We start from the raw sequence: 25,708 nt of genomic DNA, 5'->3' as shown, positions 1-25,708 counted from the left end.
GCGGTCCGCGTCCCCTCCGCGGAGGCGCACTACCCTCGGGAGACGTGGCTGCTGACTTCTCCGTCGTCCTGGACGAGCTCGACACGACCCTGAAGTCGATCGAGGCCGTGCTCGACGTCGACCGGCTGCGCCGCGAGGTGGCCGAGCTCGAGCAGCAGGCCGCGGCCCCCGACCTGTGGAACGACGTCGAGGCCGCGCAGGCGCTGACCTCCAAGCTCTCCTACATGCAGGGCGACCTGCGCCGGGTGGAGGAGCTGCGCAGCCGGCTGGACGACGTCGGGCTGCTGCACGAGATGGCCGCCGAGGAGGGCGACGAGGCGACCACGGCCGAGGCCGAGCGGGAGCTGGAGAGCCTGCGCAAGATCATCGACGAGCTCGAGGTCCGCACCCTGCTGTCGGGCGAGTACGACGCCCGCGAGGCCCTGGTGACCATCCGGTCGGAGGCCGGCGGGGTGGACGCCGCGGACTTCGCCGAGATGCTCATGCGGATGTACCTGCGCTGGGCGGAGCGGCACAAGTACCCGGTCGAGGTGCTCGACATCAGCTACGCCGAGGAGGCCGGCATCAAGTCGGCCACCTTCTCGGTGAAGGTGCCCTACGCCTACGGCACCCTGTCGGTGGAGCAGGGCACCCACCGGCTGGTGCGCATCTCGCCGTTCGACAACCAGGGCCGCCGGCAGACCTCGTTCGCCGGCGTCGAGGTGCTGCCGGTCGTCGAGCAGACCGACCACGTCGACATCCCCGAGACCGACATCCGCATCGACGTCTTCCGGTCCTCCGGGCCCGGCGGGCAGAGCGTGAACACCACCGACTCCGCCGTCCGGATCACCCACCTGCCGACCGGCATCGTCGTCTCCTGCCAGAACGAGAAGAGCCAGATCCAGAACCGCGCCGCGGCGCTGCGCGTGCTGCAGGCGCGGCTGCTGGCGGTGCGCCAGGCCGAGCAGCGCGCCGAGATGGACGCGCTCAAGGGCGAGGGCAGCAGCTGGGGCAACCAGATGCGCTCCTACGTGCTGCACCCGTACCAGATGGTCAAGGACCTGCGGACCGAGCAGGAGACCGGCAACACCGCCGCCGTCCTCGACGGCGACATCGACGGCTTCATCGAGGCCGGCATCCGGTGGCGCAAGCAGCAGGAGACCGTCCCCGCGTCCTGACCGGCCGGGGCCTTCCTCACATCGCCGAGCGCCGGTGACGACGGTGCGTGAGCGCTGTCCAGGCACTCCTCTCCCGCCCGTCACGGTCTGCTCAGAACGCCTCGGAGCGTTGCCGCGCGAACGGGCGATCACGGGGCCCGGGGCAGGTACCGTGGCCCCTCGTGATCGAATTGCAACACGTCACCAAGCTGTACCCGGCCAGCTCCCGGCCGGCCCTCGATGACGTGTCCACCGAGATCGACAAGGGGGAGTTCGTCTTCCTCATCGGGTCGTCCGGTTCGGGCAAGTCGACCTTCCTCCGGCTGCTGCTGAAGGAGGACGACCCGACCAAGGGCACGGTCATCGTGAACGGCAAGGCGCTGAACACGATGAGCAAGTGGAACGTGCCGAAGCTGCGCCGCACGATGGGCTGCGTCTTCCAGGACTTCCGCCTGCTGCGCAACCGCACCGTGGAGCAGAACGTCGCCTTCGCCCTCGAGGTGATCAACAAGCCGCAGCGCACGATCAAGCGCGTGGTCCCCGAGGTGCTGGAGATGGTCGGGCTCGAGGGCAAGGCCAACCGGCTGCCCGGCGAGCTCTCCGGTGGTGAGCAGCAGCGGGTCGCGATCGCCCGCGCGTTCGTCAACCGGCCGCTGGTGCTGCTCGCCGACGAGCCGACCGGCAACCTGGACCCGGAGACCAGCGAGGGGATCATGCTGCTGCTGGAGCGGATCAACCGCACCGGCACCACGGTGATCATGGCGACGCACGACTACCACATCGTCGACTCGATGCGGCGGCGCGTGATCGAGCTCAACGGCGGCGTCATCACCCGCGACCAGTCGCGCGGCGTCTACGGGGTCGGCCGCTGACGCGGCCCCCGCACACTCCGACGGGACTCAGGACAGGAATCCATGCGCGTCAACTTCGTGCTCTCCGAGGTGGCCACCGGGCTGCGTCGCAACGTCACCATGACGGTCGCGATGATCCTGACGACGGCCATCTCCCTCGGCCTCATGGGCACCGGGCTGCTCATCGCCGGGATGATCTCCGACATGAAGGAGATCTACTACGACAAGGTGCAGGTCTCCATCTTCCTGGCCGACGACGTCACCGACGAGCAGCGCTCGGCCGTCGAGGCCCAGCTCCAGCAGCTCGAGACCGACGGCGAGGTCCAGAGCTTCCTGTACGAGTCCAAGGAGGACGCGTACGAGCGGTTCCAGCAGCAGTTCAGCCAGCAGCCCGAGCTGGTGCAGAACACCCCGCCGGACGCGCTGCCGGAGAGCTTCCGCGTCGAGCTGGTCAACCCCGAGCGCTACGAGGTCATCGCCGCGGCCTTCCCCGACGGGGAGAACGGCGTCGACCAGGTGCGCGACGAGGGTGACTTCCTCGACCGGCTGTTCAGCCTGCTCAACGGCGCCCGCAACGCGACGATCGCCGTGGCGGTGGTCCAGGCGCTGGCGGCGCTGCTGCTGATCTCCAACACGATCCAGCTGGCGGCGTTCAACCGGCGCAACGAGACCAACATCATGCGGCTGGTCGGCGCCTCCCGCTGGTACACCCAGCTGCCGTTCATCCTCGAGGCCGCGCTGGCCGGGCTGATCGGTGCGCTGCTGGCGATCGGCGGCCTGGTGCTCACCAAGCTGCTGTTCGTCGACAAGACCCTCGCCGGGCCGATCAAGGCGGGCATCATCCCGCCGGTCGACTGGAGCGCGATCGCGTTCATCAGCCCGATCATCGCCGCGGCCGGCGTCGGCCTGGCCGCGATCGCCGCCTACGTGACCCTGCGCCTGTACGTCCGGCTGTAGCGCCCACCCCGCTCGACGAGATCTGCACACTCGTCGCCATCAGCGCCCGATGGTGACGAGTGTGCAGATCTCGTCGTGTGCCGGGCGCGGATAACCTGTCCCCATGCCGCGGGAACAGGGGCGCAAGTTCATCGCCCAGAACAAGAAGGCGCGGCACGACTACTCGATCCTCGACACGTTCGAGGTGGGCCTGGTGCTCACCGGCACCGAGGTGAAGAGCCTCCGTGCCGGCCGTGCCTCGCTGGTCGACGGCTTCGCCAGCATCGACGACGGCGAGGTCTGGCTGCAGCACGTGCACATCCCCGAGTACACGCAGGGCACGTGGACCAACCACGCCCCGCGCCGCAAGCGCAAGGTGCTCATGCACCGCGCCGAGATCGACAAGCTGATCGGCAAGACCAAGGAGGGCGGGCTCACGCTCGTCCCGCTGGACATGTACTTCAAGGACGGCAAGGTCAAGGCCACCCTGGCGCTGGCCCGGGGCAAGAAGAGCTACGACAAGCGCCACGACCTCGCCGAGCGGGACTCCCGCCGGGAGATCCAGAAGGCGTTCGGCCGGTACGTGAAGGGCCGCCGCTGACCGACGGCGGGGCGCCCGCCGCCCCGCGGCGGTGCCGCGGTACGGCCGCCGGTGCCGCGGCACGGCACGGCAGGGACGACGGCGCGGCGGCACCCGGCCGCTCCGGGGGGCCGCACGCTCCGGCGGGCCGCACGCCCCGGGGGACCGGCCGCGCCGGGGGCCGCACGCACCGGTGCCGGCCGGCCGCCATACGGTGACCGGCATGCACGGAGTGGCCTACGACCGGTTCGGTGACCTCGACGTCCTGGCGCTGCGCGACGACCTGCCCGACCCGCCGGTCGGCCCGGACACCGTCCTGGTGCGGGTGCACGCCGCCGGCGTCAACCCGGTCGACATGGGCATCCGCGCCGGCAACCTGCGGTCGTTCTTCCCGCACCGGTTCCCGATCGTGCCGGGGTGGGACGTCGCCGGCGTCGTCGAGGCGGCCGGCCCCGCGGTCGTCGACTTCGCGCCGGGCGACGAGGTGTTCGGCTACGTCCGCCGCGACGACGTCCAGTGGGGCACCCAGGCGGAGTTCGTGCCGGCCCCGCAGCGCTGCCTGGCGCACAAGCCGGCGGCGCTGTCGTTCGCCGAGGCCGGCGCGCTGCCGCTGGCGGGGCTCACCGCCTACCAGGCGCTGACCGAGGCGCTGGAGGTCGGCGAGGGCGACCGGGTGGTGGTGCACCGCGCCGCGGGCGGCGTCGGGTTCAACGCCGTCCAGATCGCCGTCGCGCTCGGCGCGCACGTGATCGGCACCGCCAGCCCGCGCAACCACGGCTTCCTCCGCGACGCCGGGGTGGCCGAGTGCGTCGACTACTCCGCGGGCCCGGTCAGCGCGCATCTGTCCGAGCCGGTCGACGCCGTCCTCGACCTCGTCGGTGGGGACGCGCTCGCCGACGCCCCGCGGCAGCTGCGCGAGGGCGGCCGGCTGGCCAGCGTCGTCGACCCGGGCGTGCGCGACCTGGGCGGGCGGTACGTCTTCGTCCGGCCCGACCGGCACGACCTGGAGGAGCTCGGCCGGATGGCCGACGCCGGTCAGCTGCGGGTGCCGATCGCGAAGGCCTTCCCGCTGGAGCAGGTGGCCGAGGCCCAGCGGCTGGTCGCCGAGGGGCACGTGCGCGGCAAGGTCGTCGTCACCGTCCGGTGACGGACACCCACCCCCTCGACCTCCCCGCGCGGTCGGCGCTGACCGGGCCGCACGCACACCTGGCCGAGCGCCGCGGGCGGGTGCTGCGCTACCCCGCCGACGTGTCGTTCTTCATCGGCATGCCGGCGCGGCCGACGCCGCGGGACTGGGCCGACGCCGCCGCGCTGGTCGGCCCCGGAGGCCACGTGCAGCTGGCCGGCCTCACGACATCGCCGCCTGCGGGGTGGGAGCGGGCGTTCGAGGGCGCCGGCGTCCAGCTGGTGGACGACGGGGTGGACGCCGTCCCCGACCCCGGCGCCGTCCCGCTCACCGCCGGCGACGTCCCCGAGATGCTCGCGCTGGTCGAGCGCACCCGTCCGGGGCCGTTCCTGCCCCGGACGGTCGAGCTGGGCACCTACCTCGGCCTGCGGGACGACGACGGCGCGCTGGTCGCCATGGCCGGCGAGCGGCTGCGCCCGCCGGGCTGGACCGAGATCAGCGCCGTGTGCACCGACCCCGCCGCCCGCGGCCGCGGCCTGGCGACCCGGCTGGTCCGCGCGCTGGTGCACGGCATCCGCGCGCGGAGGGAGACCGCCTTCCTGCAGTGCGCGGCGGACAACGTCCCCGCCGTCCGGCTGTACGGGGCGCTGGGCTTCCGCCTGCGCCGCGAGGTCGACTTCGCGGCGGCCCGGGTGCCGGGCGCGAACTAGGGTCGGGCCCCGTGGTGGCACCCCCGGTCGACGACGCCGACGTCCCCCGCTACTGGCGGGACCTGGGCCTGCCCGGGCTGGTCGATGTGCACGTGCACTTCCTGCCCGAGCGGGTGCAGGCCAAGGTGTGGGCCTACTTCGGGCAGGCGGAGCAGCACTACGGCACGCCCTGGCCGATCACCTACGCCGGGCCGGTGGACGAGCGGCTGGCGGTGCTCGACCGGCTCGGCGTCCGCGCCTTCTCCACGCTGCCCTACCCGCACAAGCCGGGCATGGCCGCCTGGCTCAACGACTGGTCGGCCGACTTCGCCGACGCCCACCCGCAGGTGCTGCGGTCGGCGACCTTCTACCCCGAGCCCGAGGCGCCGGCCTACGTCGCCGAGGCGCTCGACCGCGGCGCGCGGGTGTTCAAGGTGCACGTGCAGGTCGGCGGCTTCGACCCGCGCGACCCGCTGCTGGACCCGGTGTGGGGGCGGCTGGCCGACACCGGCACGCCGGTGGTCATCCACTGCGGCTCCGGGCCGCTGGCCGGCGAGCACACCGGCCCCGAGCCGATGGAGGGCCTGCTCGACCGGCACCCGCGGCTCCAGCTGGTCATCGCGCACCTCGGCATGCCCGAGTACCGCGAGTTCCTCGACCTGGCCGAGCGGTTCGAGCGGGTGCACCTGGACACCACGATGTTCGCCACCGACTTCACCGAGCGGCTGATGCCCTTCGACCCCGACGACCTGCCGCGGCTGGCCGCGCTGCGGGACCGGGTGCTGCTCGGCAGCGACTTCCCGGCCATCCCGTACCCCTACGCCCACCAGCTGGCCGCGCTGCACCGGCTGGGCCTGGGGGAGGAGTGGCTGCGCGCCGTCCTGTGGCACAACGGCGCGCGGCTGTTCACGATCGCCGGGTGACCCCCGCCGTCCGCTTCACCGCCGCCGTCCTCGGCACCCCCGACCCGCGCGGCCTGGCCCTCTTCTACCGGCAGCTGCTGGGCTGGCCGATCCGCGACGACACCGACCAGTGGGCGACGCTGCGCCCCGGCGGCGGTCCCGGGCTGTCGTTCCAGCTCGAGCGCGACCACGTGCCGCCGGTGTGGCCGCCGGAGCCGGGGACCCAGCAGATGCAGACGCACCTGGACTTCGAGGTCGACGACCTGGCCGCGGCCTGCGCTCACGCCGAGTCGCTCGGCGCCCGCCGGCTGGGCGGCCACACCGACGAGAACGAGGACGTCGCGGTCTACGCCGACCCGGCCGGCCACCCGTTCTGCCTGTTCGTGTCGTTCTCCTGACCGCCGGGCCGCCGTGGCCGGCCGGCCGCGGGTCAGCCGGTCGGCGGCTGGTAGCTCGCCTCCACCTGCCCCACCGCGTCCACCTCTTCGGGGCTCATGAGGACGACGGTCCGCACGCCGGCCACCCCGCTGGCGTTCACCGTGAGGGCGACGGCCGCTGCGGTCCTCGCGTCGGGGAGCTCGACGATCGTGTAGACGTCGTCGCTGCCGAAGGCGAAGTCGAAGGTCTCCAGCCGGCCGCCCAGGTCGGTGACCATCTTCTCGACGGCCGCGCGCCGGGCGGTGCCGCCCGCGGACAGGATCGCCTTGGCGCCCTGCGGCGCGTAGTTGGCGATGTACAGGAATCGCGGCATCGCGGTCTCCGAGGGTCGGCCCCCGTGCCCGGGCGATGCTCCGACGACCTCGACGGGCCCGCAATGCCGGTCCGCGCGACCCGGCGGGCGACGGCGTGGCGGCGACGGACGGTCGAGCGTCGGATATCGCTCGCGACGACGACCGCTCCGGCCTACCGTCGGCGCCCGTGCCGGATCTCCCCGAGGGCCTCGCCGTCCGCCCGCTGACGCTCGAGGACGCGCCGGCCGCGGCCGCGCTGCTGGCCGCCGCCGAGCGGCTGGACGACACCGGCGAGCACGAGGACGCCGACGACCTGGTCGAGTGGTGGGGCGGCGAGCTGGTCGACCTCGGCCGCGACGGCGTCGCGGTGTGCGCACCCGACGGCCGGCTGGTCGGCTGGGCGACCGCGATCGCCTCCCGCGGCGTCCGCGAGGCGTTCCGGGTCTGGCTGGAGGGCCGCGTGCACCCCGACCGGCGCGGGCGGGGGATCGGCGGCCGGCTGCTGGACTGGCAGGTCCGCCGCGGCGGCGAGCACCACGCCCAGCTCGAGCCGCTCGCGCCGGCGCGGCTGGCGGCCTACGTGCACCCGACGATGCCGGCGCTGGAGCGGCTGGTCCGCGACCGCGGCTTCGAGGCCGAGCGGTTCTACGCGGTGATGCGCCGCCCGCTCACCGAACTGCCCGAGGCGCGCCCCGCCGCCGGGGTGCGGCTGGCGCCCTTCACCTGGGACCGGGACGACGAGGTGCGCCGGGCGCACAACGCCGCGTTCACCGAGCACCACGGGTCGGTCGAGCGCGACGCCGTCGCCTGGCGGAACTGGTTCACCGGGCAGCGGGCGTTCCGGCCGGACCTGTCGGTGCTCGCCCTGGACGGCAACGCGGTCGTCGGCTACGTGCTGGCCTACGTGTACGACGCCGACACGCAGGCGACCGGCGTCCGGGAGACCCGGCTGGGCCAGATCGGCGTCCTGCCGGCCGCCCGGGGCCGCGGGGTGGCGACCGCGACCATCGCCGCGGCGCTGCGCGCGGCCGCCGAGGCCGGCTGCGCGCGGGCCTCGCTCGACGTCGACACCGAGAACACCACCGGCGCGTTCGGCCTCTACGAGCGGGTCGGCTTCCGCACCGACCGCACGTGGACCTCCTGGGCCCTGCCGCTGCCGCCGGTCCGGCGGTGACCGGCCCGGTCACGCTGCGCCCGGCGGACGACGGCGACCTGGCCCTCGTCGAGCGGGCCGAGCGCGCCTACATGGCCGACGTCGAGCCGGCCCGGCTCGCGGCGTGGACCGCGGCGCTGGACCGCAACCGGGCGCTGTGGCGCTCGCTGCTGCCCCGGACCACCGTGCTGGAGGTCGCCGGTCGGCCCGCCGGGTTCGTCACCTGGATGCCCGAGGGGGACGCCGCCGTGGTCACCACGGTGCAGGTGCTGCCGCACGCCCGGCGCCGCGGCCTGGGCCGGCGGCTGCTCGACGGCGTCGCCCGGGACGCGGCGGCGGCCGGCTGCGCGGAGCTCCGCCTCGGCGTGCACCGCGACAACCCCGCCCGCGGCCTGTACCCGGCCGCGGGCTTCACGCCGGCCGGGGAGGACGGCGAGTACCTGCTCCACCGCCGGGCGCTGCACGCCGCTCAGTAGGGTGCCGCGCATGGTCAGCGTCGATCACCCCGCGCCCGAGTCCGCCGCCGTCGATCCCGCCCTGGCCGGCCGGGCGCACCGGGCGATCGAGCCCCTGCACAACCACCTCTACTTCGCCCCTGAGCAGGACGAGCACCTCACCGCGGCCGGGCTCCGGCCGGGCCGCATGTGCTACTTCGCCGGCCGCGCGGCGGCCATGGGCGCCGCCGGCCCCGGCGTGGTGACGGCGACCTTCTCCAACTTCTCGCCGGCGATCGTGGCCCGGCACGTCCCGCGGGCCTGGACCCTGGCGAGCCCCGAGCGGGTCGTGGCCGCCCGCCTCGCCGCCGCGCGCGCCTCGCTGACCCGGCTGCTCGGCGACGCCGCCACCGGCCCGGAGGTCGAGGAGCTGGCCGGGCTGCTGCGCGAGGCGTGCTCCGCGCTGACCCCCGAGGGGCGCCCGCTCTACGCCGGCCACGCCGACCAGCCGTGGCCCGACGAGCCGCTGCTGCAGGTGTGGCACGGCGCGACGCTGCTGCGCGAGCACCGCGGCGACGGGCACGTCGCCGTCCTGGTCCGGCGCGGCCTGTCGGGGATCGAGGCGCTGCAGACCCACAGCGCCACCGGCCGGGGCTTCACCCCGGCGGCCGCGCAGGCCCTGCGCGGCTGGACGGACGACGAGTGGGCGGCCGCCGCCGGGCGCCTGGCCGACCGCGGGCTGGTGGTCGACGGCGAGCTGACCGAGGCCGGGCAGCGGCTCCGCGCGGAGCTGGAGGCCGAGACCGACGCGCTCGCCCTCGAGGCGTGGGAGCACCTGGGTGCCGAGCGGACGGCGCGGGTCGTCGAGCTGGGCAAGCCGTTGTCGGCCCGGCTCGCCGGCGCCGGCGCCTACCCGGCCGGCGTCTTCGGGAAGTGACAGCGCGCCTCTCCGGCGCGGACGACGACGGGCCGACGGCGGACCTGGTCCGGGCCCGCCGCGGCGGCGAGCTCAGCGCCCTCGACCGGCTGCTGCTGCACAGCCCGCCGGTCGCCGAGGGCTGGAACGCGCTGCTCGGCGCGCTGCGGTCGGGCACCACCCTCGCCGCCGACCTCCGGGAGCTGGTGGTGCTGCGGGTCGCCGTGCTCAACGACGCGGCGTTCGAGTGGGCCGCCCACGAGCCGATCGCGCGGCGCGCCGGGCTGACCGAGCTGCACCTGCGCGTGCTGCGCCGGCCCGACGCGGGGGCACAGGCGGTGTGGACGCCGGTGCAGGCCGCCGTCCTCGCGTTCACCGACGCCTCGACCCGGCAGGTCGCCGTGCCCGACGAGGTCTTCGCCGCCGTCCGCGCGCACCTGGACGACCGGCAGGTCGTCGAGCTGACCGCGCTGGTCGCGGGCTACGCCATGGTGTCGCGCTTCCTCGTGGCGCTGCGGGTGCCGCCGCCGGAGGGCGAGGTCCCCGGCTGACCAGGCCGGGTCGGGTGTCCTGCGCCACACTCGATCACGGAGGTGGGGCACCGTGACGGCGACCGAGAACAGGCCCGGAAGTGTGCAGCGGACCGACGTGGACGCGGCCTTCCGCGGCAGTGCGACGTACCGCAGTCTGGGCGAGCAGCAGCTGAGCCCGGCCGAGGAGCGCTTCGAGAGGGGGCGCCGCACCGTCGGCCTCTTCCTCGCCCCGGTCGTCAGCGTGGTCTTCGCCCTGCTGCCGCTGGACCTGCCCAACGACCAGCAGCTGCTCGCGGCGGTGCTGCTCGGGGTCATCGTCCTGTGGGTCACCGAGCCGGTGCCGATCCCCGTCGGCGGCCTGATCGGCGTCGCCGCGATCGTCGTCCTCGGCGTGGTGCCGGCCGACGACGCGCTGTCGCCGTTCGGCTCGACGACGGTGTTCACCTTCATCGGCGCGTTCATCCTGGCCGCGGCGATGCTCAAGCACGGCGTCGCCCGCCGGTTCGCGATGTTCATCCTGTCGCTGCGGTGGGTCGGCACCTCGACCGCGCGGGTGGTCATCGCCTTCGGCCTGATCACCGCGCTGCTGTCGGCGTTCGTCTCGAACACCGCGACCGTCGCCATGCTGCTGCCGACGGCGCTGGGCATCCTCACCGTCATCGCCAAGCTCCTGCAGGACAAGGAGCTGGTGAAGCCGGACTTCGACCCGCTGCGGCTGCGGGTCGGCACCGCGCTCATGCTGATGCTCGCGTACGGCGCGAGCGTCGGTGGCCTCATCACGCCCGTGGGCACGCCGCCGAACCTGATCGGCCGCGGGCTGATCGAGGAGGCGACCGGCGAGCGGATCGGCTTCCTCGAGTGGATGCTCATGGCGCTGCCGATCTGCGCGCTCATGTTCGTGGCGCTGACCATCGTGCTGCTGCTGCTGAACCGGCCCGAGATCAAGCGCATCGAGGGCGTGGCCGAGTACATCGCGGCGGAGCGGGCCCAGATCGGGCCGTTCTCGAAGGCGGAGCGCAACACGATCATCGCCTTCGTCATCACCGTGGCGCTGTGGATCTTCCCCGGCGTCGTCGCGCTGGTGGCCGGCACGGAGTCGGACTTCTACACGACGATCAGCGACCGGCTCGACGAGGGCGTCGTCGCCGTCCTCGGCGCCTCGCTGCTGTTCCTGCTGCCCACGGACTGGGGCAAGCGGGAGTTCACGCTCAACTGGTCCGACGCCGCCAAGATCGACTGGGGCACGATCCTGCTCTTCGGCACCGGGATCATCTTCGGCTCGCTGCTGGCCGACACCGGCCTGGCCGAGACGATCGGCAACAGCTCCGCCGACTGGCTGGGCCTGACCAGCACATTCGCGATCACGGTCTTCGCGGTGATCCTGGCGATCATCATCTCGGAGACGACGAGCAACACCGCCTCGGCGGCGGTCGTGGTGCCGATCATCATCCCGGTCGCGGTGGCCGCGGGGATCGACCCGTTCGTGCCCGCGCTCGCGGCCACGTTCGCGGCGTCGTTCGGGTTCATGCTGCCGGTGTCGACGCCGCAGAACGCGATCGTCTACGGCTCCGGCGTCGTGCCGATCACCAAGATGATCCGGTCGGGGATCAGCTTCGACGTCCTCGGAGCGCTGCTGATCGTGGTGCTGCTGCCCCCGCTGATCTCCCTGGTCCTGCGCTGATCGCCGGCTGAACAGCGGGTGACGGGGGAGTGATCTCCGTCGTCCCCGGGGTGCGCCGCGCCGTCGGCGTGTCACGATGGACGACGGCCCGCACGACGCCGGCCACCGACCCGGGAGGAGGACGCGATGCGCAGCGAGCCGCCCAGTCCCAGTCCCGAGGTCCTCCCCGCCTGACGCCCCGCGGCCGCGCGTGGAGGACCGCCGCTGCGTCCTCCACCCAGCGCCCCGGGAGTCCCGTCATGGTCGAACGTCGCCTCGCGCCCCTCACCGCCCTCAGCACGCTGCGCCGCCCGCGTCCCGAGGTGGTCCGCCGCCCCGCCGCCGTCCCCGCGCAGCCCGAGCCGCCCGCCGACCGGCCGTCGCGGATCGTCGACAACGCCGTCTACGCCGGCGGCCGCCGGGTGGCCACCCCCGACACCGCCGCCGACAGCCACGAGTGGCTGACCGAGGGCTTCGACGACCGGATGGTCTGGCTGGGCCTGTACCGGCCCGAGCCCGGCGAGCTCGGGGAGCTGGCCGAGCAGTACGACCTGCCCGAGCTCGCCGTCGAGGACGCCATCCAGGCCCACCAGCGGCCCAAGTTCGAGCGCTACGGCGACACGCTGTTCGTCGTCCTGAAGGCGGCGCGCTACCTGGACGCCGCGGAGGAGGTGGAGTTCGGCGAGCTGCACCTGTTCCTCGGCCGGGACTTCGCGATCACCGTCCGGCACAGCGAGTCGCCGGACCTGTCCCGGGTCCGGCGACGGCTGGAGAGCGAGCCGGCGCTGCTGGCCAAGGGGCCCGAGGCGGTGCTGTACGCGATCCTCGACGCCGTCGTCGACGGGTACGCGCCGGTGGTGGCGGGCCTGTCCAACGACATCGACGAGATCGAGACCGAGGTCTTCCGCGGCGACCCCGGCGTCTCCCGGCGCATCTACGAGCTGTCGCAGGAGGTGCTGGAGTTCCAGCGGGCCGCGGCGCCGCTGACCGGCATCCTCGCGGCGATCACCGCCGGGTTCGACAAGTACGGCGTCGACGAGGACCTGCGCAGCTACCTGCGCGACGTCGCCGACCACGTCACCCAGGTGATCGAGCGGGTGGAGGGCTTCCGGCTGCAGCTGCGCGACATCCTCACCGTGAACGCGACCCTGGTGGCGCAGCGGCAGAACGAGGAGATCCGCGAGCTGACCGAGGCCTCGATCGCCCAGGGCGAGGAGGTCAAGAAGATCTCGGCCTGGGCCGCCATCCTGTTCGCCCCGACCCTGGTCGGCACGGTCTACGGCATGAACTTCGACGCGATCCCCGAGCTGCACTGGCACCTGGGCTATCCCTTCGCGCTGGTGCTGATGCTCGGGGTGAGCCTGACGCTGTACGCCGTCTTCAAGCGCCGCGACTGGATCTGACCGCCGGCGGCGCGCGGCTCGGGCCCCGGCGCCTCGGGCTCGTGCGGTGTTCCTCGTGCTCTCGCGGTGCTGGAGCACCGCAGGAGCGGGCACGACACCGCAGGAGTGCCGCGCCGACGGGTTCTCCGGGTCGAGCTCGCGCCTCGCGGGCCCTGCAGCACCGGCGACGCGCGAGGAACACCCGCAGAGGGGGGCCGCGACCGGGTCGGGCTCCGGGCCCGGCAGGAGCCGCGGCGCGTGGCGGGGAACAACCGCCTGGACGGTGCCGTTACCCTGCTTGCACAACTACACAGGGGGTGATTGGTCTCGACTGCGGTCGGATGACCAGGGGAAGCGAGCCGAGGAAGGCAACGATGAGCTCGTTAACCATGCGTTGCAAACAACACAAGCGCCGACTCCAGTCAGCGCGAGTTCGCCCTCGCTGCCTGATCAGCTAGGTCGACTCTGTCAGCCCGGGTTCGTCACCGGCCCGGATCCTGGCATCAGCTAGGTGACTGACCCTCCGCTCCGGTCGCGGGAGCGGCGGGGACACCAAACAGCGACTGGGCCCGTCACACCGACCTGTTCGTGGGATCGGTGGGGTCGAGCAGAGACGCAGCGGACTGCGCTCGGAGAAGCCCTGGTGATGCGTCGTAGGACGCGGGTTCGATTCCCGCCACCTCCACCCACCCACCCCTGGGGTCCTGGTGAGAGCCAGGGCCCGCTGTTGGCGAAGAGCCGGGGTCACCGCAGGCAGCGGTGGCCCCGGCTCTCGGCGTCTCCGCAGTCGTCCGGCCCGTCAGGGCGCGAACGCGAGCACGTCGCGGGCGACCTGCCGGCTGGAGGCGGCGCGCACGTGCCCCGCCCCGGGATACCAGGTCAGCCGGCAGTCGGGGATCAGCTCCGCGGTCTCCCGGACGACCTCCCGGGTGAAGAACTGGTCGCGGTCGCCGCAGATCAGCAGGACCGGCGCGGTGATCCGGGGCAGGACGGCGCGGGAGTCGAAGGTCAGTTCGGACTCGAGCTCGACCACGAGGTCCTCGGTCGGGGTCGCGGAGAGCGCGGACCTGGCCACCAGCGGCCCGAGCAGTCGCCGGACCGCCCGCCAGCGGTCGCCCGGCAGCACGTACTCGGCGAACGCGGCGCCGGCCCCGGTCCGGTCGCCCCGCAGCAGGGCGTCGGCCAGCCGGCGGTCGACCGCCTTGCCCCAGGCGTTGACCTCGCAGCCGGCGACGACGAGGGCCACCCGCTCCGCGGACGACGGGTGCGCGGCGGCCAGGTGCTGGGCGACCATCCCCCCGTAGGACTCGCCGACGACGAGGTGGACCGACCCGCCGAACTCCTCGGCGACGAGCCCGGCGTAGTCGTCGGCGATGTCGGGGACGCCGTGCCCCGCAGGCATGTGCCGGCGCCGGGTGACCAGCCAGACCGTGTAGCCGGCCGAGACGAGCGGCGCGGACCAGCGCAGCGTGGCGCGGCGCACCAGGCCGGACGGGACGGAGCTCCCCGGCCCACCCGGGAGCATCAGCAGCGTCCGCGGCCCGTCCCCCCAGGTCAGGTACTCCATCCCGTTGGGGAAGGTGCCGGCCCGCGGCTCCCCGCGGGGCGTGGTCCGGACAGCCATGGCATCACCCTCGGTGGCCCGGAACGGTGTGGGCGGCTCCACCGCCTCGGACGGCACCCTGGCGCGCACCGCCGCCGGTGCTGAGGGGCGAAGGACCCGGGAACGACAGCGGGCCCCCGTCCACCACCGGCTCCCGGGCCTTCCGGGCCCGGCCGACGACCGCCCCGCGTGACGTGCGTGGGCCGGCTCCAGCCCTCATCCCGGCGGGTCCAGCCGGAGCCGCCCGCCGGAGCGCTGGTCCAGTGCCCGGTCGAGCGTGCCGCGTGCGGTGAGGCCGAGGAGGCGCGGGACGTCGGCGGTGAGCCGGCTCTGCTGGTCGGACGGCGCGCGGAGCCGGGTCGTGAGACAGCCACCCGCGAAGAGGTCGTAGCGGGTGGTCGTCGACCGGTCGGCCCCGGTGGTCACCCGTTGGTAGCTCCGGATGCCCGGCCCGTCCGAGGGGATCTCGTCGGCGCCGCTCGGCGCGCACTCCGCCGACAGCGTGGCCACCAGTGCCGCCTCACCTGCCCGGTCGTGGTCGAACGTCACGACGGACTCGCCGTCGACGACCGTCACGTGGCCGAGCGTCCAGCCGGCCGGTAGCGACTGCACGCACACCACGCGGGAGGCGGTGGGCACCGACTGGGCGAGGAGCCACTGCGGCTGGGCGTCGGTGCAGGAGAGCGAGTGGACGTAGATGTCCCCCGAGCGGGGCAGCGGGTCGGCCCGGCCACCGATGACCACCTCGTAGGCGAGCACCAGCACGAAGGCCGTCGCCGCGAGGAGCAGCAGCCGGCGGGCGGTCCAGCGTTGTACCGGGATCGACCGAGGGGGCCGAGGGAGGAGCCGCACGAACTCGGCGTGCAGGTCGCGGCCCTCCACACGCATCATGCGGCGCAGCTGGGAGGGGAGCGCCAAGCCGCGGGCGGCTGCGAACCCCTCGCTGATCTCCTCGACGCTGAACTCCTGGAGAGCACGCCGGTACACCCGCTCCGTGTCGCTGCGCAGCGCCAGGCACAACATCATGTTCGCCAGGTCGACGGCTTGCCGCCACGGGCTCGGCCGGGCTTCGGCGAAGGCCACGTCGATCACCAGCAGGCGGCCGTCCCGCACCAGCAGGTTGGCCGGCTTGACGTCCCGGTGGGCCAGCCCGCCGTCCCACAGCTTGCGGATGATCTGCATCCCGTCGTCGATGATCCGGTCGTCGACAGCGGCCTGGCCGAGCTCCACCGCACCGTCGAGGAACTCGGTGACCAGCAGGTACTCCCGCTCCGGGGTGATCTCCACGAACCCGTACGGAGTGGGGCTCGGCAGGCCGGCCCGATGCATGAGGAAGAGGGCGTAGTCCTCCTGCTGGACCAGGCGGCGCACGGTGTGGAAGGGCTTCTCGTCCTCCAGCTGTCCGTACAGCAGCTCCCGCCCGAGCTTGTACCAGCGGTCGGCCTGCAGGTGGCTCTTCGCGTACAGCTTCCCGAACAGGACCCGGGGCGGATCGCCCGGGACGCCGATCCGCAGCGGGGTGGAGCCGGCCGAGCCGGAGAGACCGAACGGCCTGACGTCGCCGACGACCAGGCCCATCTGGTCCTGCAGGGCTCGGCGGATCGCCTCGCCGCGGGGGCCGCCGACGTCGAGGTGGGCCGTGCGACCCCGCCGGTAGCTGACCGGGAACACCTCGTTGGGCGCGAACCACCGGAAGGCCAGCAGCGGGACGGTCACGCCCAGGACGGTCCCGACGAGGACGTCGGAGGGGGCGTCCACGCCGAGCGCCACCCGGCTCAGCCCCACGAGCGTCACCACGGCGCTCGCGATCCACTTGCCGCGATTGCGCCACCGGCCCTCGGGCACCAGCGAGTACAACATGATCACCAGGCCGGCGGTGAACAGCGCCATCGGGAGGGACGGCATGGCCGAGCCGGTCCAGTCCGTCCGGGACGCCACACCGAACGGCCGCGGTCGCCGGGCCGCCTCGGCGAGCCAGATCCCGGCCAGGAACTGCAGCACCGTCACCACGCCCAGCGCGATGATCAGGTGCCGGAAGCGGCGCAGGGCGAGCAGGGCGAGCAGCAGCGCCGGCCCCACGAGGTCCAACACCGTCCAGGAACTGGCCCAGGCCAGGGCGCGGAAGGTGTCGACCCCTGCCGGGCCGTCCGCCTGCTGCAGCCACCGGGCGACGGCCTGGTCGGCGACGGTCACGTCGACCGCGATGCCGCGCAGCCCCCGGGCGAAGACGAGCACCGTGAGCGCGACGAGCACGACAGCCGCGACCAGCCATCCGACGCCGCTGGTCTGCAGGTGGTGCGGCAGCGCCGGAGGCTCTCCGGACGGCCGGCGGCGGAGCTGTGTCCTCCCCCGGAGCACCGGGACGGCCCCGCGCACCGCGCGCTCGGCGGGAAGGTCCATCGCCGCTCCCCTCGGGCACCGATCGCCCGGGCGTCAGCACCATCCTGGGGCGCGCCACCGACTGTCAAGGCGTGCTCGTCCGGTCCGCCGGCTGACGTCCGGCCCGTAGGGGACGTCGACGGGGTCCCCGGCCGCGGCGTCTTCCCGGCGCCGCGTGAGCCGGCCGGCTCAGGCCTGCCGGCAGAACTGCAGGAGCAGCCTCTGGATCCAGGGGGCGATGCCCACGGGGTTTCGGCGTCCGCCGCGAGGAGCATCACAGGGAGCACGGCCCGCCTCCTACCGGCATCCCGCCTCGTGGCTGACCAGTGGCGACACGCCGCTCGCGGGCGTGACACCCCGCCGCACCGTCGGCACATGACGACGACCACACCCCATCGGGGCTGCGGGAAATGGCGGACCGCTCGATTTCCCCGGAGGGTGGGAGTGATGGGCTGAGCGCGTTCCGTGTTCGGCCCCGCGCGTCCGCAGACCGCGGACCGAGTCCCCGCACACGGATCGGAGGGCGCCCCCCGGGGTGCAGCACCTGCTTGTGACGACGTCCCACCCGGAGCGGGCGACCCCGCTCGACCAGGAGCCGACCGGCCCCGACACCGACCAGCACCCGGCGATCGCCGAGCCGCCGCCCGTGGCCGACGAGCGGGGCTCGCTCGACCGCGTGGTCTTCAGCGTGGCCGCGGTCCTCGCCGTCGCCTTCGTGGCCTGGGGCTTCCTCAGCCCCGTCGGGCTGGGCTCGGCCAGCGGGTCCGCGCTGACCTGGATCGAGGAGAACCTCGGCTGGCTGTTCGTGACCCTGGCGTCGGCGTTCGTCGTCTACGTGCTGTGGCTGGCGGCCAGCCGGTACGGCCGGATCCCGCTCGGCCGCGACGACGAGGCGCCGGAGTTCCGGACGGTCTCCTGGATCGCGATGATGTTCAGCGCCGGCATGGGCATCGGCCTGATGTTCTACGGCGTCGCCGAGCCGCTCGCGCACTACGTCTCCCCGCCGCCCCGCTCGGTCGAGGCCGAGACCCCCGAGGCGGTCCAGACGGCGATGGCCACCACGCTGTTCCACTGGACGCTGCACCCGTGGGCGATCTACGCCGTGGTGGGCCTCGCGATCGCCTACGGCACCTTCCGCCGCGGCCGCAAGCAGCTGATCAGCGCCGCGTTCGAGCCGCTGTTCGGCCGGCGCCGCACCGAGGGCCCGGCCGGCCGGGTCATCGACGTCCTCGCCATCTTCGCCACGCTCTTCGGCTCGGCCGCCTCGCTGGGCCTGGGCGCGCTGCAGATCGGCAGCGGGGTGGAGATCCTCGGCTGGGCGGGGTCGGTCGGCAACGGCGTGCTGGTCGGCATCATCGCCGTCCTCACCGCCGCGTTCGTCGCCTCCGCGGTGTCCGGCGTCGGCCGGGGCATCCAGTGGCTCTCCAACGTGAACATGGTGCTGGCGCTCGTGCTGGCCGTGTTCGTGTTCGTCGTCGGCCCGACCGTGTTCGTCCTGAACCTGGTGCCCGAGGCGGTCGGGAGCTACTTCTCCGACCTGGCCGACATGGCCGCCCGCACCGAGGCCTCCGGCGGCGACGCGATGGCCGAGTGGCTGCGCGGCTGGACGGTCTTCTACTGGGCCTGGTGGGTCTCCTGGACGCCGTTCGTCGGCCTGTTCATCGCCCGGATCAGCCGCGGCCGCACCATCCGGCAGTTCGTCACCGGCGTGCTGCTGGTGCCGAGTGCGGTGACCCTCGTGTGGTTCGTCGTCTTCGGTGGCGCCGGCATCGCCGCGCAGCGCGACGGGGCGGACGTCGCCGGGCAGGCCACCTCCGAGGGGCAGCTGTTCGGCGTCCTCGAGCAGTACCCGCTGGCCACCGCGATGACGGTGCTGGTCATGGTCCTGGTGGCGATCTTCTTCGTCTCCGGCGCCGACGCCGCCTCGATCGTCATGGGCTCGCTGTCCGAGCGCGGCACGATCAACCCCAGCCGGCGGACCGTCGTCTTCTGGGGCGTCGTGATGGGCGCGGTCGCCGCGGTGATGCTGCTGGTCGGCGGCGACGAGGCGCTCACCGGCCTGCAGAACCTGACGATCATCGCCGCGCTGCCCTTCGCCCTGGTCATGGTCGGGCTGGCGGTGTCGCTGGCCAAGGACGTGCGCTCCGACCCGATGGTGCTGCGCCGCACCTACGCCACCGAGGCGGTCGAGCAGGCCGTCGTCGAGGGCATCACCCGGCACGGCGAGGACTTCGTGCTCGTCGTGGAGGCGGCCACGGTCGCCGACGACGAGGCGGACGACGGGGACGGCCGGGCGGCGGCCGTCCCGCCGGTGCAGTTCGTCGACAACAGAGCGGGCCGGGTCCCGGTGACCGAGGAGACCCGCGCCGGCGTCGTCGGGAGGTCCTCGGTGCCGGGGACGCCCCGGGGGTGAGCCCGGCCCGGGAGCTGCTGCGCGAGCCCTGGGTGCAGCGGGGGGTGCGCGCGGCGCTGGCGGCCGCCCTGGCCTGGCAGGTGGCCACCCTGCTGCCGCCGCCGATGTCGCAGTACGCCTACTACGCCCCGCTCGGTGCGGTCATCGCCGTGCACCCGACGGTCGCCGACTCCGCCGCGGCGGCCTGGCGCACCGTGGTCGCGATCCTGCTGGGGTTCGGCCTGGCGGTCGTGGTGCACGAGCTGACCCGGTCGATCCCCAACGCGATCACCATCGCGCTGATCGTGGCGCTGGCGGTCGTCGTCGAGCAGTGGCGGGCGCTGCGCGAGCACGCCAGCTGGGTGAGCTTCGCCGCCGTCCTCATGCTCACCGTCGGGACGGCGGCCGACCCGGCGCGGTACGCCCTCGCCTACGCCGGGCTCACGCTGGTGGGAGCGGCGATCGGGGTGTTCGTGACCACCGTGCTGTTCCCGCCGCTGCAGCTCACCGCGGCCGTGCGCAGCATCGGGACGACCCGCGGGCTGCTCGCCCGGCACCTGCGCGACCTCGCCGACGGACTGCGGCGCGGCGCCGTGCCCACCACCGACGAGTGGGTGCGCCGCGGGGACGAGTTGGAGGCGGCGCTGGACCGGCTGCGGGCCGCCGAGGGCCTGGTCGAGCGGGCCCGGCGGGCCAACCCGCGGGCCCGGCGCTGGGGCGGCAGCGCGGCGAGCATCCGGGAGCAGTCCCGCGCGCTGGACCGCGTCGCGGTCCTCGTCGACGACCTCACCATGCTGGTCGTGGAGTTCCAGCCGCACCGGCACGGCGGCGACGGCCTGGACGACCGCATCGACGGCGGGACCGGGCGCCTGCTGGCCGAGGCCCTGGAGAGCCTGGCCCACGTCGTCTGCGTCCCCTACGCGACCGGCGACGACGACCGCACCCCGGACGGGCGCGCCGCCGCCATCCGGTCGGCCGAGGAGGCACTGGAGCGACTGGCCACGCTGCTGCGCACGACCCACGTGCCCGACGACGACGCGTTCTTCGCCCTCGGCGCGGTGACCGTCGGGATGCGCCGCTCGCTGGACACCTTGCGGGACCAGCCGGTGCAGCCGGGCGCCTGACCGGGCGCCGGTGCCTCCGGCGGCGGGGCGGTCCGGCTCCTGCCATCCTCGTCCCATCGGCTGATGCGGGCCGGTGCGCCGTGCGCGCGCGGTCCGGTGGTTCCTGACCGGGGAGGTCGCATGGGGACGACGGAGGAGCGGACGCCGGGGGAGACCGGTGAGGAGCGCCGGCGCGGGGCCTTCAGCTCCCGGCGGGTCTTCATCCTCGCGGCGATCGGGTCGGCGGTCGGGCTCGGCAACATCTGGCGGTTCCCCTACGTCGCCTACGACAACGGTGGCGGCGCCTTCGTCGTGCCCTACCTCGTGGCGCTGCTGACCGCCGGCCTGCCGTTCCTGCTGCTCGACTACGCGCTCGGGCACCGCCACCGCGGCTCGGCGCCCCTCTCCTTCGCCCGGCTCCGCCGCGGCACCGAGGGCCTCGGCTGGTGGCAGGTGGCCATCTGCTTCGTCATCGCCGTCTACTACGCGGCCGTCCTGGCCTGGGCGGTGCGCTACACCTTCTTCTCGCTCGACCAGGCGTGGGGCGCCGACCCCGAGGGCTTCTTCTTCGGCGAGTTCCTGCAGGCCGGTGACGTCGGGGTCAGCAGCGACGTGGTGCCCGGGGTGCTGTGGCCGCTCGCGCTCGTCTGGCTCGCCGTCCTGCTGGTCCTCGCCCTCGGCGTCCAGAAGGGGATCGGGCTCACCTCCCTGGTCTTCATCCCGGTGCTGGTGCTGGCCTTCGCCGCGCTCGTCGTGCAGGCGCTGACCCTGTCCGGCGCCGGGGACGGGCTCGACGCGCTGTTCACGCCGGACTGGTCGGCGCTCGGCGACCCCTCGGTCTGGGCCGCCGCCTACGGCCAGATCTTCTTCTCGCTGTCCGTCGGCTTCGGGATCATGATCACGTACGCCTCGTATGTGCGCCGCCGCGAGGACATGGTCGGCTCCGGTCTGGTCGTGGGCTTCGCCAACTCCAGCTTCGAGCTCCTGGCCGGCATCGGCGTCTTCGCCGCCCTCGGCTTCATGGCCCAGGCGAGCGGGGTCGCGGTGGACGAGGTCGCGAGCGACGGGATCGGCCTGGCCTTCATCGCCTTCCCGACGATCATCAGCGAGGCCCCGGGCGGTGCCCTCATCGGCGTGCTCTTCTTCGGGTCGCTGGTGATCGCGGGCATCACCTCGCTGATCAGCGTGATCGAGGTGGTCATCTCCGCGGTCCGCGACAAGTTCGACACCGGCCGCCTCACCGCCACCCTCGCGGTCGTCGTCCCGCTGGCGCTGCTGAGCCTCGTCCTGTTCAGCACGACGAGCGGCATCTACGTGCTCGACGTCGTCGACCACTTCGTCAACCAGTACGGGATCCTCGTGGTCGCGCTGATCAGCATGCTGGTCGTGTCGTGGTGGCTGCGGGCGCTGCTGCCCCTGGGCGAGCACCTCAACGTGCACGGCCGGCCGCGGGTCGGCCTCGGCTGGCGGGTGCTGACCAGCCTCGTGGCCCCGGCGGGCCTGGCCGTCGTCCTCGTGCTCGCCCTGCAGGACGACCTCGAGGCGCCGTACGAGGGCTACCCCACCTGGCTGCTGCTGACCTTCGGCTGGGGGATGGTCGTGGCGTTGCCGGTGGTCGGCTTCCTCCTCGCCCGGCTCCGGTGGCGGCCGGGGACCCACCTGGACGGCCCGCCGCCGGGGTCGGATCCGGCGGCGCCGCTGGAGGCGACGGCCGCTGGGTCGCCGTCTGACGAGGGAGGACGCCGGTGAGCGCGAGCGCGGTCGTGATGATGCTGATCGCGATGGCCGTGATCTGGGGCGGCCTCGCGTTGGCCGTGGTCAACCTCGTGCGCCACGGGGCCGTCGAGGAACGCGCCGAGAACCGGCGACCGGACCGCTGACCCACCCGTCCCGGCGGGGCAGCCCCCACCACGCGGTCAGGCCGCCGACGACCGCCCACAGCGCCGGGATCGCCAGGCCGGTGACCGGGCCGAAGACGTCGACCTCGCTGGGGTGCACCCGGACGGCGACGGCGCCGGCCCGGTCGGGCAGGAAGACGGCCACCCGCTGCAGCACCGGCAGCAGCTCCAGCAGCGGGGAACGCTTCGGCGTGGGAACCGGACGGTCGTCCGTCGGCGGGCCGACGTCCACTCCGGCATCGTCGTGCTCTGCCCACCGAGCACCTCGACGCCGTCGACGCCGACTGACCCCGGCTGACCCCGGCGGTCGCGGTGGCCTCGTCGGGCGCGCACCATTGCCGACCATGCGGAGAGAGGTCGACGTCCGCACCGAGACGGTGATCGCCCGGCCGGTGGCGGAGGTGGCCGCCTACGCGGCGGACCCGTCCCGGGCGACCGAGTGGTACGCGAACATCGACTCGGTCGAGTGGCGGACGGAGCCGCCGGTCGGTGTGGGCTCCCGCATGGACTTCGTCGCCCGGTTCCTCGGGCGCCGCATGGCCTACACCTACGAGGTCACGGACCTGGTGCCGGGCGAGCGCCTGGTCATGCGGACGGCGCAGGGGCCCTTCCCGATGGAGACCACCTACACCTGGGAGGCCGTGGACGACGGCCACACCCGGATGACGCTGCGCAACCGTGGCCGGCCGCGGGGCTTCTCCCGGTGGGTGGCGCCGGTGATGGCGTCCGCCGTCCGCCGGGCCAACCGCGCGGATCTCGTCCGCCTCCGCGCGCTGCTCGAGCGCAGCTGACGGCTGACGGCGGGCGCGGCTAGTCCGGACGGGCCGCCGGGGAGGTCCAGCCGGCGCGGTGCAGCCGCTCCGCGCCGTCGAGGAGCAGGTCGAGCGCGAACTCGAACTCGAACTGCTCGTCGCAGCCGCCGCCGACCCGGCCGAGGTCGCCGGCCGTGGCGGCCACCGCGATCTCCAGCACGTGCGGGAACCGCCGGGCGAACTCCCGCGCCATCGCGTCCTGCTCCTCCGGCGTCGGCGGCCGCTCGGGCGGCGGCTCCTCGAACAGCTCGGGGCTGAAGCCCCAGATCCGGTTGCCCAGCGCGTGCATGACGTGGTGGGTCAGGTCGGGGGAGAGGCCCCCGGCGCGGAACCCGCCGGCGACGGCGTCCATGTGCCCGAGCACGGCCGGCGTCCGGCGGGTGCTGCCCTCGATGGCCCGCCGCGCCCAGGGGTGGCGCAGCACCGCGCGGCGCGCGGACAGCACGCGCTCGCGCACGGCCTCCTTCCAGCCCAGCGCCGGGTCCGGCGGCTCGATCTCGCCGAGGACGGCGTCGACCATGCCGGCGACCAGCTCGTCCTTGTCGGCGACGTGCTTGTACAGCGCCATCGGGACGACGCCCAGGCGCTGCGCCAGGCCCCGCATGCTCACCGCGCCGATGCCCGCCTCGTCGGCCAGCGCCACGGCGGCGCGCAGCACCCGGTCGCGGTCCAGCCGCTCCCGTCGCGGTGCGCTCATCGCCGTCCCCCGGTCCGCCGCTTGACAGGCGTACATCGTACACCTAGCGTGCCGGCGCAGAGGTGTACGCCGTACACCTACGAGTGAGGAGGAGCCCGATGGAGCGGACGAGACGGGCGGCGGGTGCCGCCGGGGTGCTGTTCCTGCTCACCCACGTGACCTCGGTCCCGGCGGCGCTGGTGTACGCGTCGGTGCTCGCCCCCGGCGGTGCCCTGGACGCCGCCGACCGGACGGCGGTGCTGGTGGCCGCCCTCCTCGAGGTCGTCCTCGCCCTCGGTGTCGTCGGTACCGCCGTGGTGCTCTTCCCGCTGGTCCGGCGGCAGCACGAGGGGACCGCGCTGGGCTACGTGGCGCTGCGGACCCTGGAGGCCGGCGTCATCCTCGTCGGCGTCGTCACCGTCCTCGCCGTGGTGACGCTGCAGGGGGACGACCCGGCGCTCGCCGGAGTGCGCGACGGGCTGGTCGCGGTGCACGACTGGACGTTCCTCGTCGGGCCCGGTCTGGTCTGCGGCGCGAACACGGTGCTGCTGGCCTCCCTGCTGTACCGCTCGGGCCAGGTGCCGCGGTTCATCCCGCTGCTCGGCCTGGTCGGCGGCCCGCTGGTCGCCGCCGCCAACGCCGGGAAGCTGCTGGGGCTCTACGACTCGATCTCCGGTGCGGCCGGCGTGGTCGTCGTCCCGATCTTCGCCTGGGAGGTCTGCCTCGCCGTGTACCTCATCGCCCGCGGGGTGCGGACGCCGGCCGCCGACCCGGTCCCGCCCGCGGCACCGGTCCCGGTCGCGGCCGCCGCCGGCGCCCGGTAGGCATCCCCGTGTGCCGATGACGACGTTCGACGCCCCCGCCGGCCCGCTGCCCGGGTACCTCGCCGAGCCGGAGGGGCCGGGCCCCTGGCCGGGCGTCGTCGTCGTGCACGACGCCCTCGGCCTCAGCGCGGACATCCGGCGGATCACCGACCGGTTCGCCGCGAACGGGTACCTCGCCCTCGCCCCGGGGCTGTTCCGGCGCGGCAACCGGCTGCGCTGCGTCGTCACCACGCTGCGGTCGCTGCACCAGGGCCGCGGGCCGGCCGTGGACGACGTCCTCGCCGCGGCCGCGCACCTGCGCGCCGACCCCCGCTGCACCGGGAAGGTCGGCTCGGTCGGGTTCTGCATGGGCGGCGGCTTCGCGCTGCTCACCGCGCCCAGCGGCAGCTTCGACGCCGCGGCACCGAACTACGGCATCTGGCCCGCCGACCGCGATGCGCTGGCCCGCGCGTGCCCCACCGTCGCCAGCTACGGCGCGCAGGACCGCCTGCTGAAGGGCGCGGCGGCGCAGCTGGAGGAGCGGCTGACCGCCGGTGGCGTCCCGCACGACGTGGTGGAGTACCCCGGCGTCGGCCACTCGTTCATGAACGAGTGGTCGACGCCGGGGCCGCTGCGGTTCGTCGAGCGCACCGCCGGGCTGGCCTACTCCCGCCCCGAGGCGGAGGACGCCTGGCGCCGGATCCTCGCCTTCTTCGGCGAGCACCTGCGCTGACCGCCCCCGGGCGGGGCGGGCTCAGCGCGTGCCGTTGCCCCCGCGGGCGGCGCCGGCCGTCGGCCGCCCGTCCCGGGTCGCCAGGTCCATGACCGAGCTGCCGGCGGCCAGGCGGTAGGCCTCGGCCAGCATCCGCAGCAGCTCCGCCTTCTCCGTGGCCTTCAGCGCCGCTTTCATGTTGTTCTCCGCCTGGTCCCGGATGGCGTTGAACAGCGCTTCCTGTGCCGCGCGCTTCGCCTCGTTCTGCATCGTGGGCCTCCCTCGGGCTGCGCCGGCCCCC

26 protein-coding genes and 1 other RNA gene are annotated in these 25,708 nt (G+C 74.1%); 21 read left to right on the top strand and 6 right to left on the bottom strand.

The features are described from left to right. Positions 1–44: 44 nt before the first annotated feature. From prfB to ACI79F_RS13285, 8 genes are all read left to right on the top strand, one after another. Positions 45–1,157 carry a peptide chain release factor 2 gene (gene prfB, locus ACI79F_RS13320; protein WP_456546728.1) on the top strand — a complete coding sequence of 371 codons (1,113 nt, stop codon included), beginning with the start codon at positions 45–47 and terminating at the stop codon, positions 1,155–1,157. A gap of 161 nt (positions 1,158–1,318) precedes the next feature. After that, complete coding sequence (gene ftsE / locus ACI79F_RS13315) at positions 1,319–2,008, top strand: cell division ATP-binding protein FtsE (RefSeq protein WP_456546729.1); 690 nt, start codon at positions 1,319–1,321, stop codon at positions 2,006–2,008. Between the two features lie 42 nt (positions 2,009–2,050). After that, positions 2,051–2,944: a permease-like cell division protein FtsX gene (gene ftsX / locus ACI79F_RS13310; protein WP_456546730.1), complete on the top strand. Its 894-nt coding sequence runs from the start codon at positions 2,051–2,053 to the stop codon at positions 2,942–2,944. A gap of 103 nt (positions 2,945–3,047) precedes the next feature. Beyond that, on the top strand, positions 3,048–3,524 hold the full coding sequence (gene smpB / locus ACI79F_RS13305; protein ID WP_456546731.1) for an SsrA-binding protein SmpB: 477 nt from the start codon (positions 3,048–3,050) through the stop codon (positions 3,522–3,524). A 202-nt stretch (positions 3,525–3,726) separates the two neighbouring features. After that, positions 3,727–4,650 carry an NADP-dependent oxidoreductase gene (locus ACI79F_RS13300; protein WP_456546732.1) on the top strand — a complete coding sequence of 308 codons (924 nt, stop codon included), beginning with the start codon at positions 3,727–3,729 and terminating at the stop codon, positions 4,648–4,650. Beyond that, positions 4,647–5,339, top strand: coding sequence for a GNAT family N-acetyltransferase (locus ACI79F_RS13295; protein WP_456546733.1), 693 nt, complete (start codon positions 4,647–4,649; stop codon positions 5,337–5,339). Before ACI79F_RS13300 ends, ACI79F_RS13295 begins: the two co-directional genes overlap by 4 nt. An 11-nt stretch (positions 5,340–5,350) precedes the next feature. Beyond that, positions 5,351–6,241 (top strand): amidohydrolase family protein, encoded by an 891-nt coding sequence (locus ACI79F_RS13290; protein ID WP_456546734.1) that lies wholly within the window; start codon positions 5,351–5,353, stop codon positions 6,239–6,241. Then, on the top strand, positions 6,238–6,618 hold the full coding sequence (locus tag ACI79F_RS13285) for a VOC family protein (protein ID WP_456546735.1): 381 nt from the start codon (positions 6,238–6,240) through the stop codon (positions 6,616–6,618). Before ACI79F_RS13290 ends, ACI79F_RS13285 begins: the two co-directional genes overlap by 4 nt. Before the next feature lie 32 nt (positions 6,619–6,650). On the opposite strand, the gene ACI79F_RS13280 is transcribed toward ACI79F_RS13285, so the two are convergent. Further along, the gene (locus tag ACI79F_RS13280; protein WP_456546736.1) at positions 6,651–6,971 is read right to left on the bottom strand and encodes a GYD domain-containing protein; all 321 of its coding nucleotides are present in this window, start codon (positions 6,969–6,971) and stop codon (positions 6,651–6,653) included. Between the two features lie 167 nt (positions 6,972–7,138). Between ACI79F_RS13280 and ACI79F_RS13275 the strand changes: the two genes are divergently transcribed. The 7 genes from ACI79F_RS13275 to ssrA all read left to right on the top strand — a co-directional run bounded on the left by ACI79F_RS13275 (position 7,139) and on the right by ssrA (position 13,717). Continuing rightward, positions 7,139–8,125, top strand: a complete 987-nt coding sequence (locus ACI79F_RS13275) for a GNAT family N-acetyltransferase (RefSeq protein WP_456546737.1) — start codon at positions 7,139–7,141, stop codon at positions 8,123–8,125. Continuing rightward, positions 8,122–8,580: a GNAT family N-acetyltransferase gene (locus tag ACI79F_RS13270; protein ID WP_456546738.1), complete on the top strand. Its 459-nt coding sequence runs from the start codon at positions 8,122–8,124 to the stop codon at positions 8,578–8,580. Before ACI79F_RS13275 ends, ACI79F_RS13270 begins: the two co-directional genes overlap by 4 nt. A 10-nt stretch (positions 8,581–8,590) precedes the next feature. Next, positions 8,591–9,475 carry an SCO6745 family protein gene (locus ACI79F_RS13265; RefSeq protein ID WP_456546739.1) on the top strand — a complete coding sequence of 295 codons (885 nt, stop codon included), beginning with the start codon at positions 8,591–8,593 and terminating at the stop codon, positions 9,473–9,475. Beyond that, positions 9,472–10,005, top strand: a complete 534-nt coding sequence (locus ACI79F_RS13260) for a carboxymuconolactone decarboxylase family protein (RefSeq protein ID WP_456546740.1) — start codon at positions 9,472–9,474, stop codon at positions 10,003–10,005. Before ACI79F_RS13265 ends, ACI79F_RS13260 begins: the two co-directional genes overlap by 4 nt. Before the next feature lie 52 nt (positions 10,006–10,057). Continuing rightward, complete coding sequence (locus ACI79F_RS13255) at positions 10,058–11,668, top strand: SLC13 family permease (RefSeq protein ID WP_456546741.1); 1,611 nt, start codon at positions 10,058–10,060, stop codon at positions 11,666–11,668. A 239-nt stretch (positions 11,669–11,907) separates the two neighbouring features. Continuing rightward, positions 11,908–13,050 carry a magnesium and cobalt transport protein CorA gene (locus ACI79F_RS13250; RefSeq protein WP_456546742.1) on the top strand — a complete coding sequence of 381 codons (1,143 nt, stop codon included), beginning with the start codon at positions 11,908–11,910 and terminating at the stop codon, positions 13,048–13,050. Between the two features lie 292 nt (positions 13,051–13,342). After that, positions 13,343–13,717, top strand: a transfer-messenger RNA (tmRNA) gene (gene ssrA, locus ACI79F_RS13245). A gap of 111 nt (positions 13,718–13,828) precedes the next feature. Here the strand turns inward: ssrA and ACI79F_RS13240 are convergent. Together ACI79F_RS13240 and ACI79F_RS13235 are read right to left on the bottom strand one after the other, a co-directional pair. Then, the gene (locus ACI79F_RS13240; protein ID WP_456546743.1) at positions 13,829–14,653 is read right to left on the bottom strand and encodes an alpha/beta fold hydrolase; all 825 of its coding nucleotides are present in this window, start codon (positions 14,651–14,653) and stop codon (positions 13,829–13,831) included. A gap of 195 nt (positions 14,654–14,848) precedes the next feature. Next, positions 14,849–17,032, bottom strand: coding sequence for a phosphatase PAP2 family protein (locus ACI79F_RS13235; protein WP_456546744.1), 2,184 nt, complete (start codon positions 17,030–17,032; stop codon positions 14,849–14,851). Positions 17,033–17,561: 529 nt separating this feature from the next. Here ACI79F_RS13235 and ACI79F_RS13230 point away from each other — a divergent pair. The 3 genes from ACI79F_RS13230 (at position 17,562) to ACI79F_RS13220 (ending at position 22,255) form a co-directional block, all read left to right on the top strand. Further along, positions 17,562–19,424 (top strand): BCCT family transporter, encoded by a 1,863-nt coding sequence (locus ACI79F_RS13230; RefSeq protein WP_456546745.1) that lies wholly within the window; start codon positions 17,562–17,564, stop codon positions 19,422–19,424. Continuing rightward, the gene (locus tag ACI79F_RS13225; protein WP_456546746.1) at positions 19,421–20,527 is read left to right on the top strand and encodes an FUSC family protein; all 1,107 of its coding nucleotides are present in this window, start codon (positions 19,421–19,423) and stop codon (positions 20,525–20,527) included. Before ACI79F_RS13230 ends, ACI79F_RS13225 begins: the two co-directional genes overlap by 4 nt. A gap of 120 nt (positions 20,528–20,647) precedes the next feature. Further along, complete coding sequence (locus tag ACI79F_RS13220; protein WP_456546747.1) at positions 20,648–22,255, top strand: sodium-dependent transporter; 1,608 nt, start codon at positions 20,648–20,650, stop codon at positions 22,253–22,255. Positions 22,256–22,324: 69 nt separating this feature from the next. Here ACI79F_RS13220 and ACI79F_RS13215 read toward each other — a convergent pair whose 3' ends face one another. Beyond that, complete coding sequence (locus tag ACI79F_RS13215) at positions 22,325–22,636, bottom strand: hypothetical protein (protein WP_456546748.1); 312 nt, start codon at positions 22,634–22,636, stop codon at positions 22,325–22,327. Positions 22,637–22,748: 112 nt separating this feature from the next. Here ACI79F_RS13215 and ACI79F_RS13210 point away from each other — a divergent pair, with 112 nt between their 5' ends. After that, the gene (locus tag ACI79F_RS13210; protein ID WP_456546749.1) at positions 22,749–23,195 is read left to right on the top strand and encodes an SRPBCC family protein; all 447 of its coding nucleotides are present in this window, start codon (positions 22,749–22,751) and stop codon (positions 23,193–23,195) included. Positions 23,196–23,214: 19 nt separating this feature from the next. On the opposite strand, the gene ACI79F_RS13205 is transcribed toward ACI79F_RS13210, so the two are convergent. Then, entirely contained in the window at positions 23,215–23,913 is a 699-nt protein-coding gene (locus tag ACI79F_RS13205; protein ID WP_456546750.1) for a TetR/AcrR family transcriptional regulator, read from the bottom strand. 98 nt (positions 23,914–24,011) lie between these two features. On the opposite strand from ACI79F_RS13205, the gene ACI79F_RS13200 reads away from it, so the two are divergent. After that, on the top strand, positions 24,012–24,716 hold the full coding sequence (locus tag ACI79F_RS13200; protein WP_456546751.1) for a DUF4386 domain-containing protein: 705 nt from the start codon (positions 24,012–24,014) through the stop codon (positions 24,714–24,716). Between the two features lie 16 nt (positions 24,717–24,732). After that, positions 24,733–25,428 carry a dienelactone hydrolase family protein gene (locus tag ACI79F_RS13195; RefSeq protein ID WP_456546752.1) on the top strand — a complete coding sequence of 232 codons (696 nt, stop codon included), beginning with the start codon at positions 24,733–24,735 and terminating at the stop codon, positions 25,426–25,428. A 21-nt stretch (positions 25,429–25,449) separates the two neighbouring features. On the opposite strand, the gene ACI79F_RS13190 is transcribed toward ACI79F_RS13195, so the two are convergent. Next, positions 25,450–25,677 carry a hypothetical protein gene (locus ACI79F_RS13190; RefSeq protein ID WP_456546753.1) on the bottom strand — a complete coding sequence of 76 codons (228 nt, stop codon included), beginning with the start codon at positions 25,675–25,677 and terminating at the stop codon, positions 25,450–25,452. Positions 25,678–25,708 lie beyond the last annotated feature (31 nt).

This window comes from Blastococcus sp. SYSU D00868, from assembly GCF_054050575.1.
Note: the sequence above shows the minus strand (reverse complement) of the source record. Positions and strands in the feature narration are given on the sequence as shown.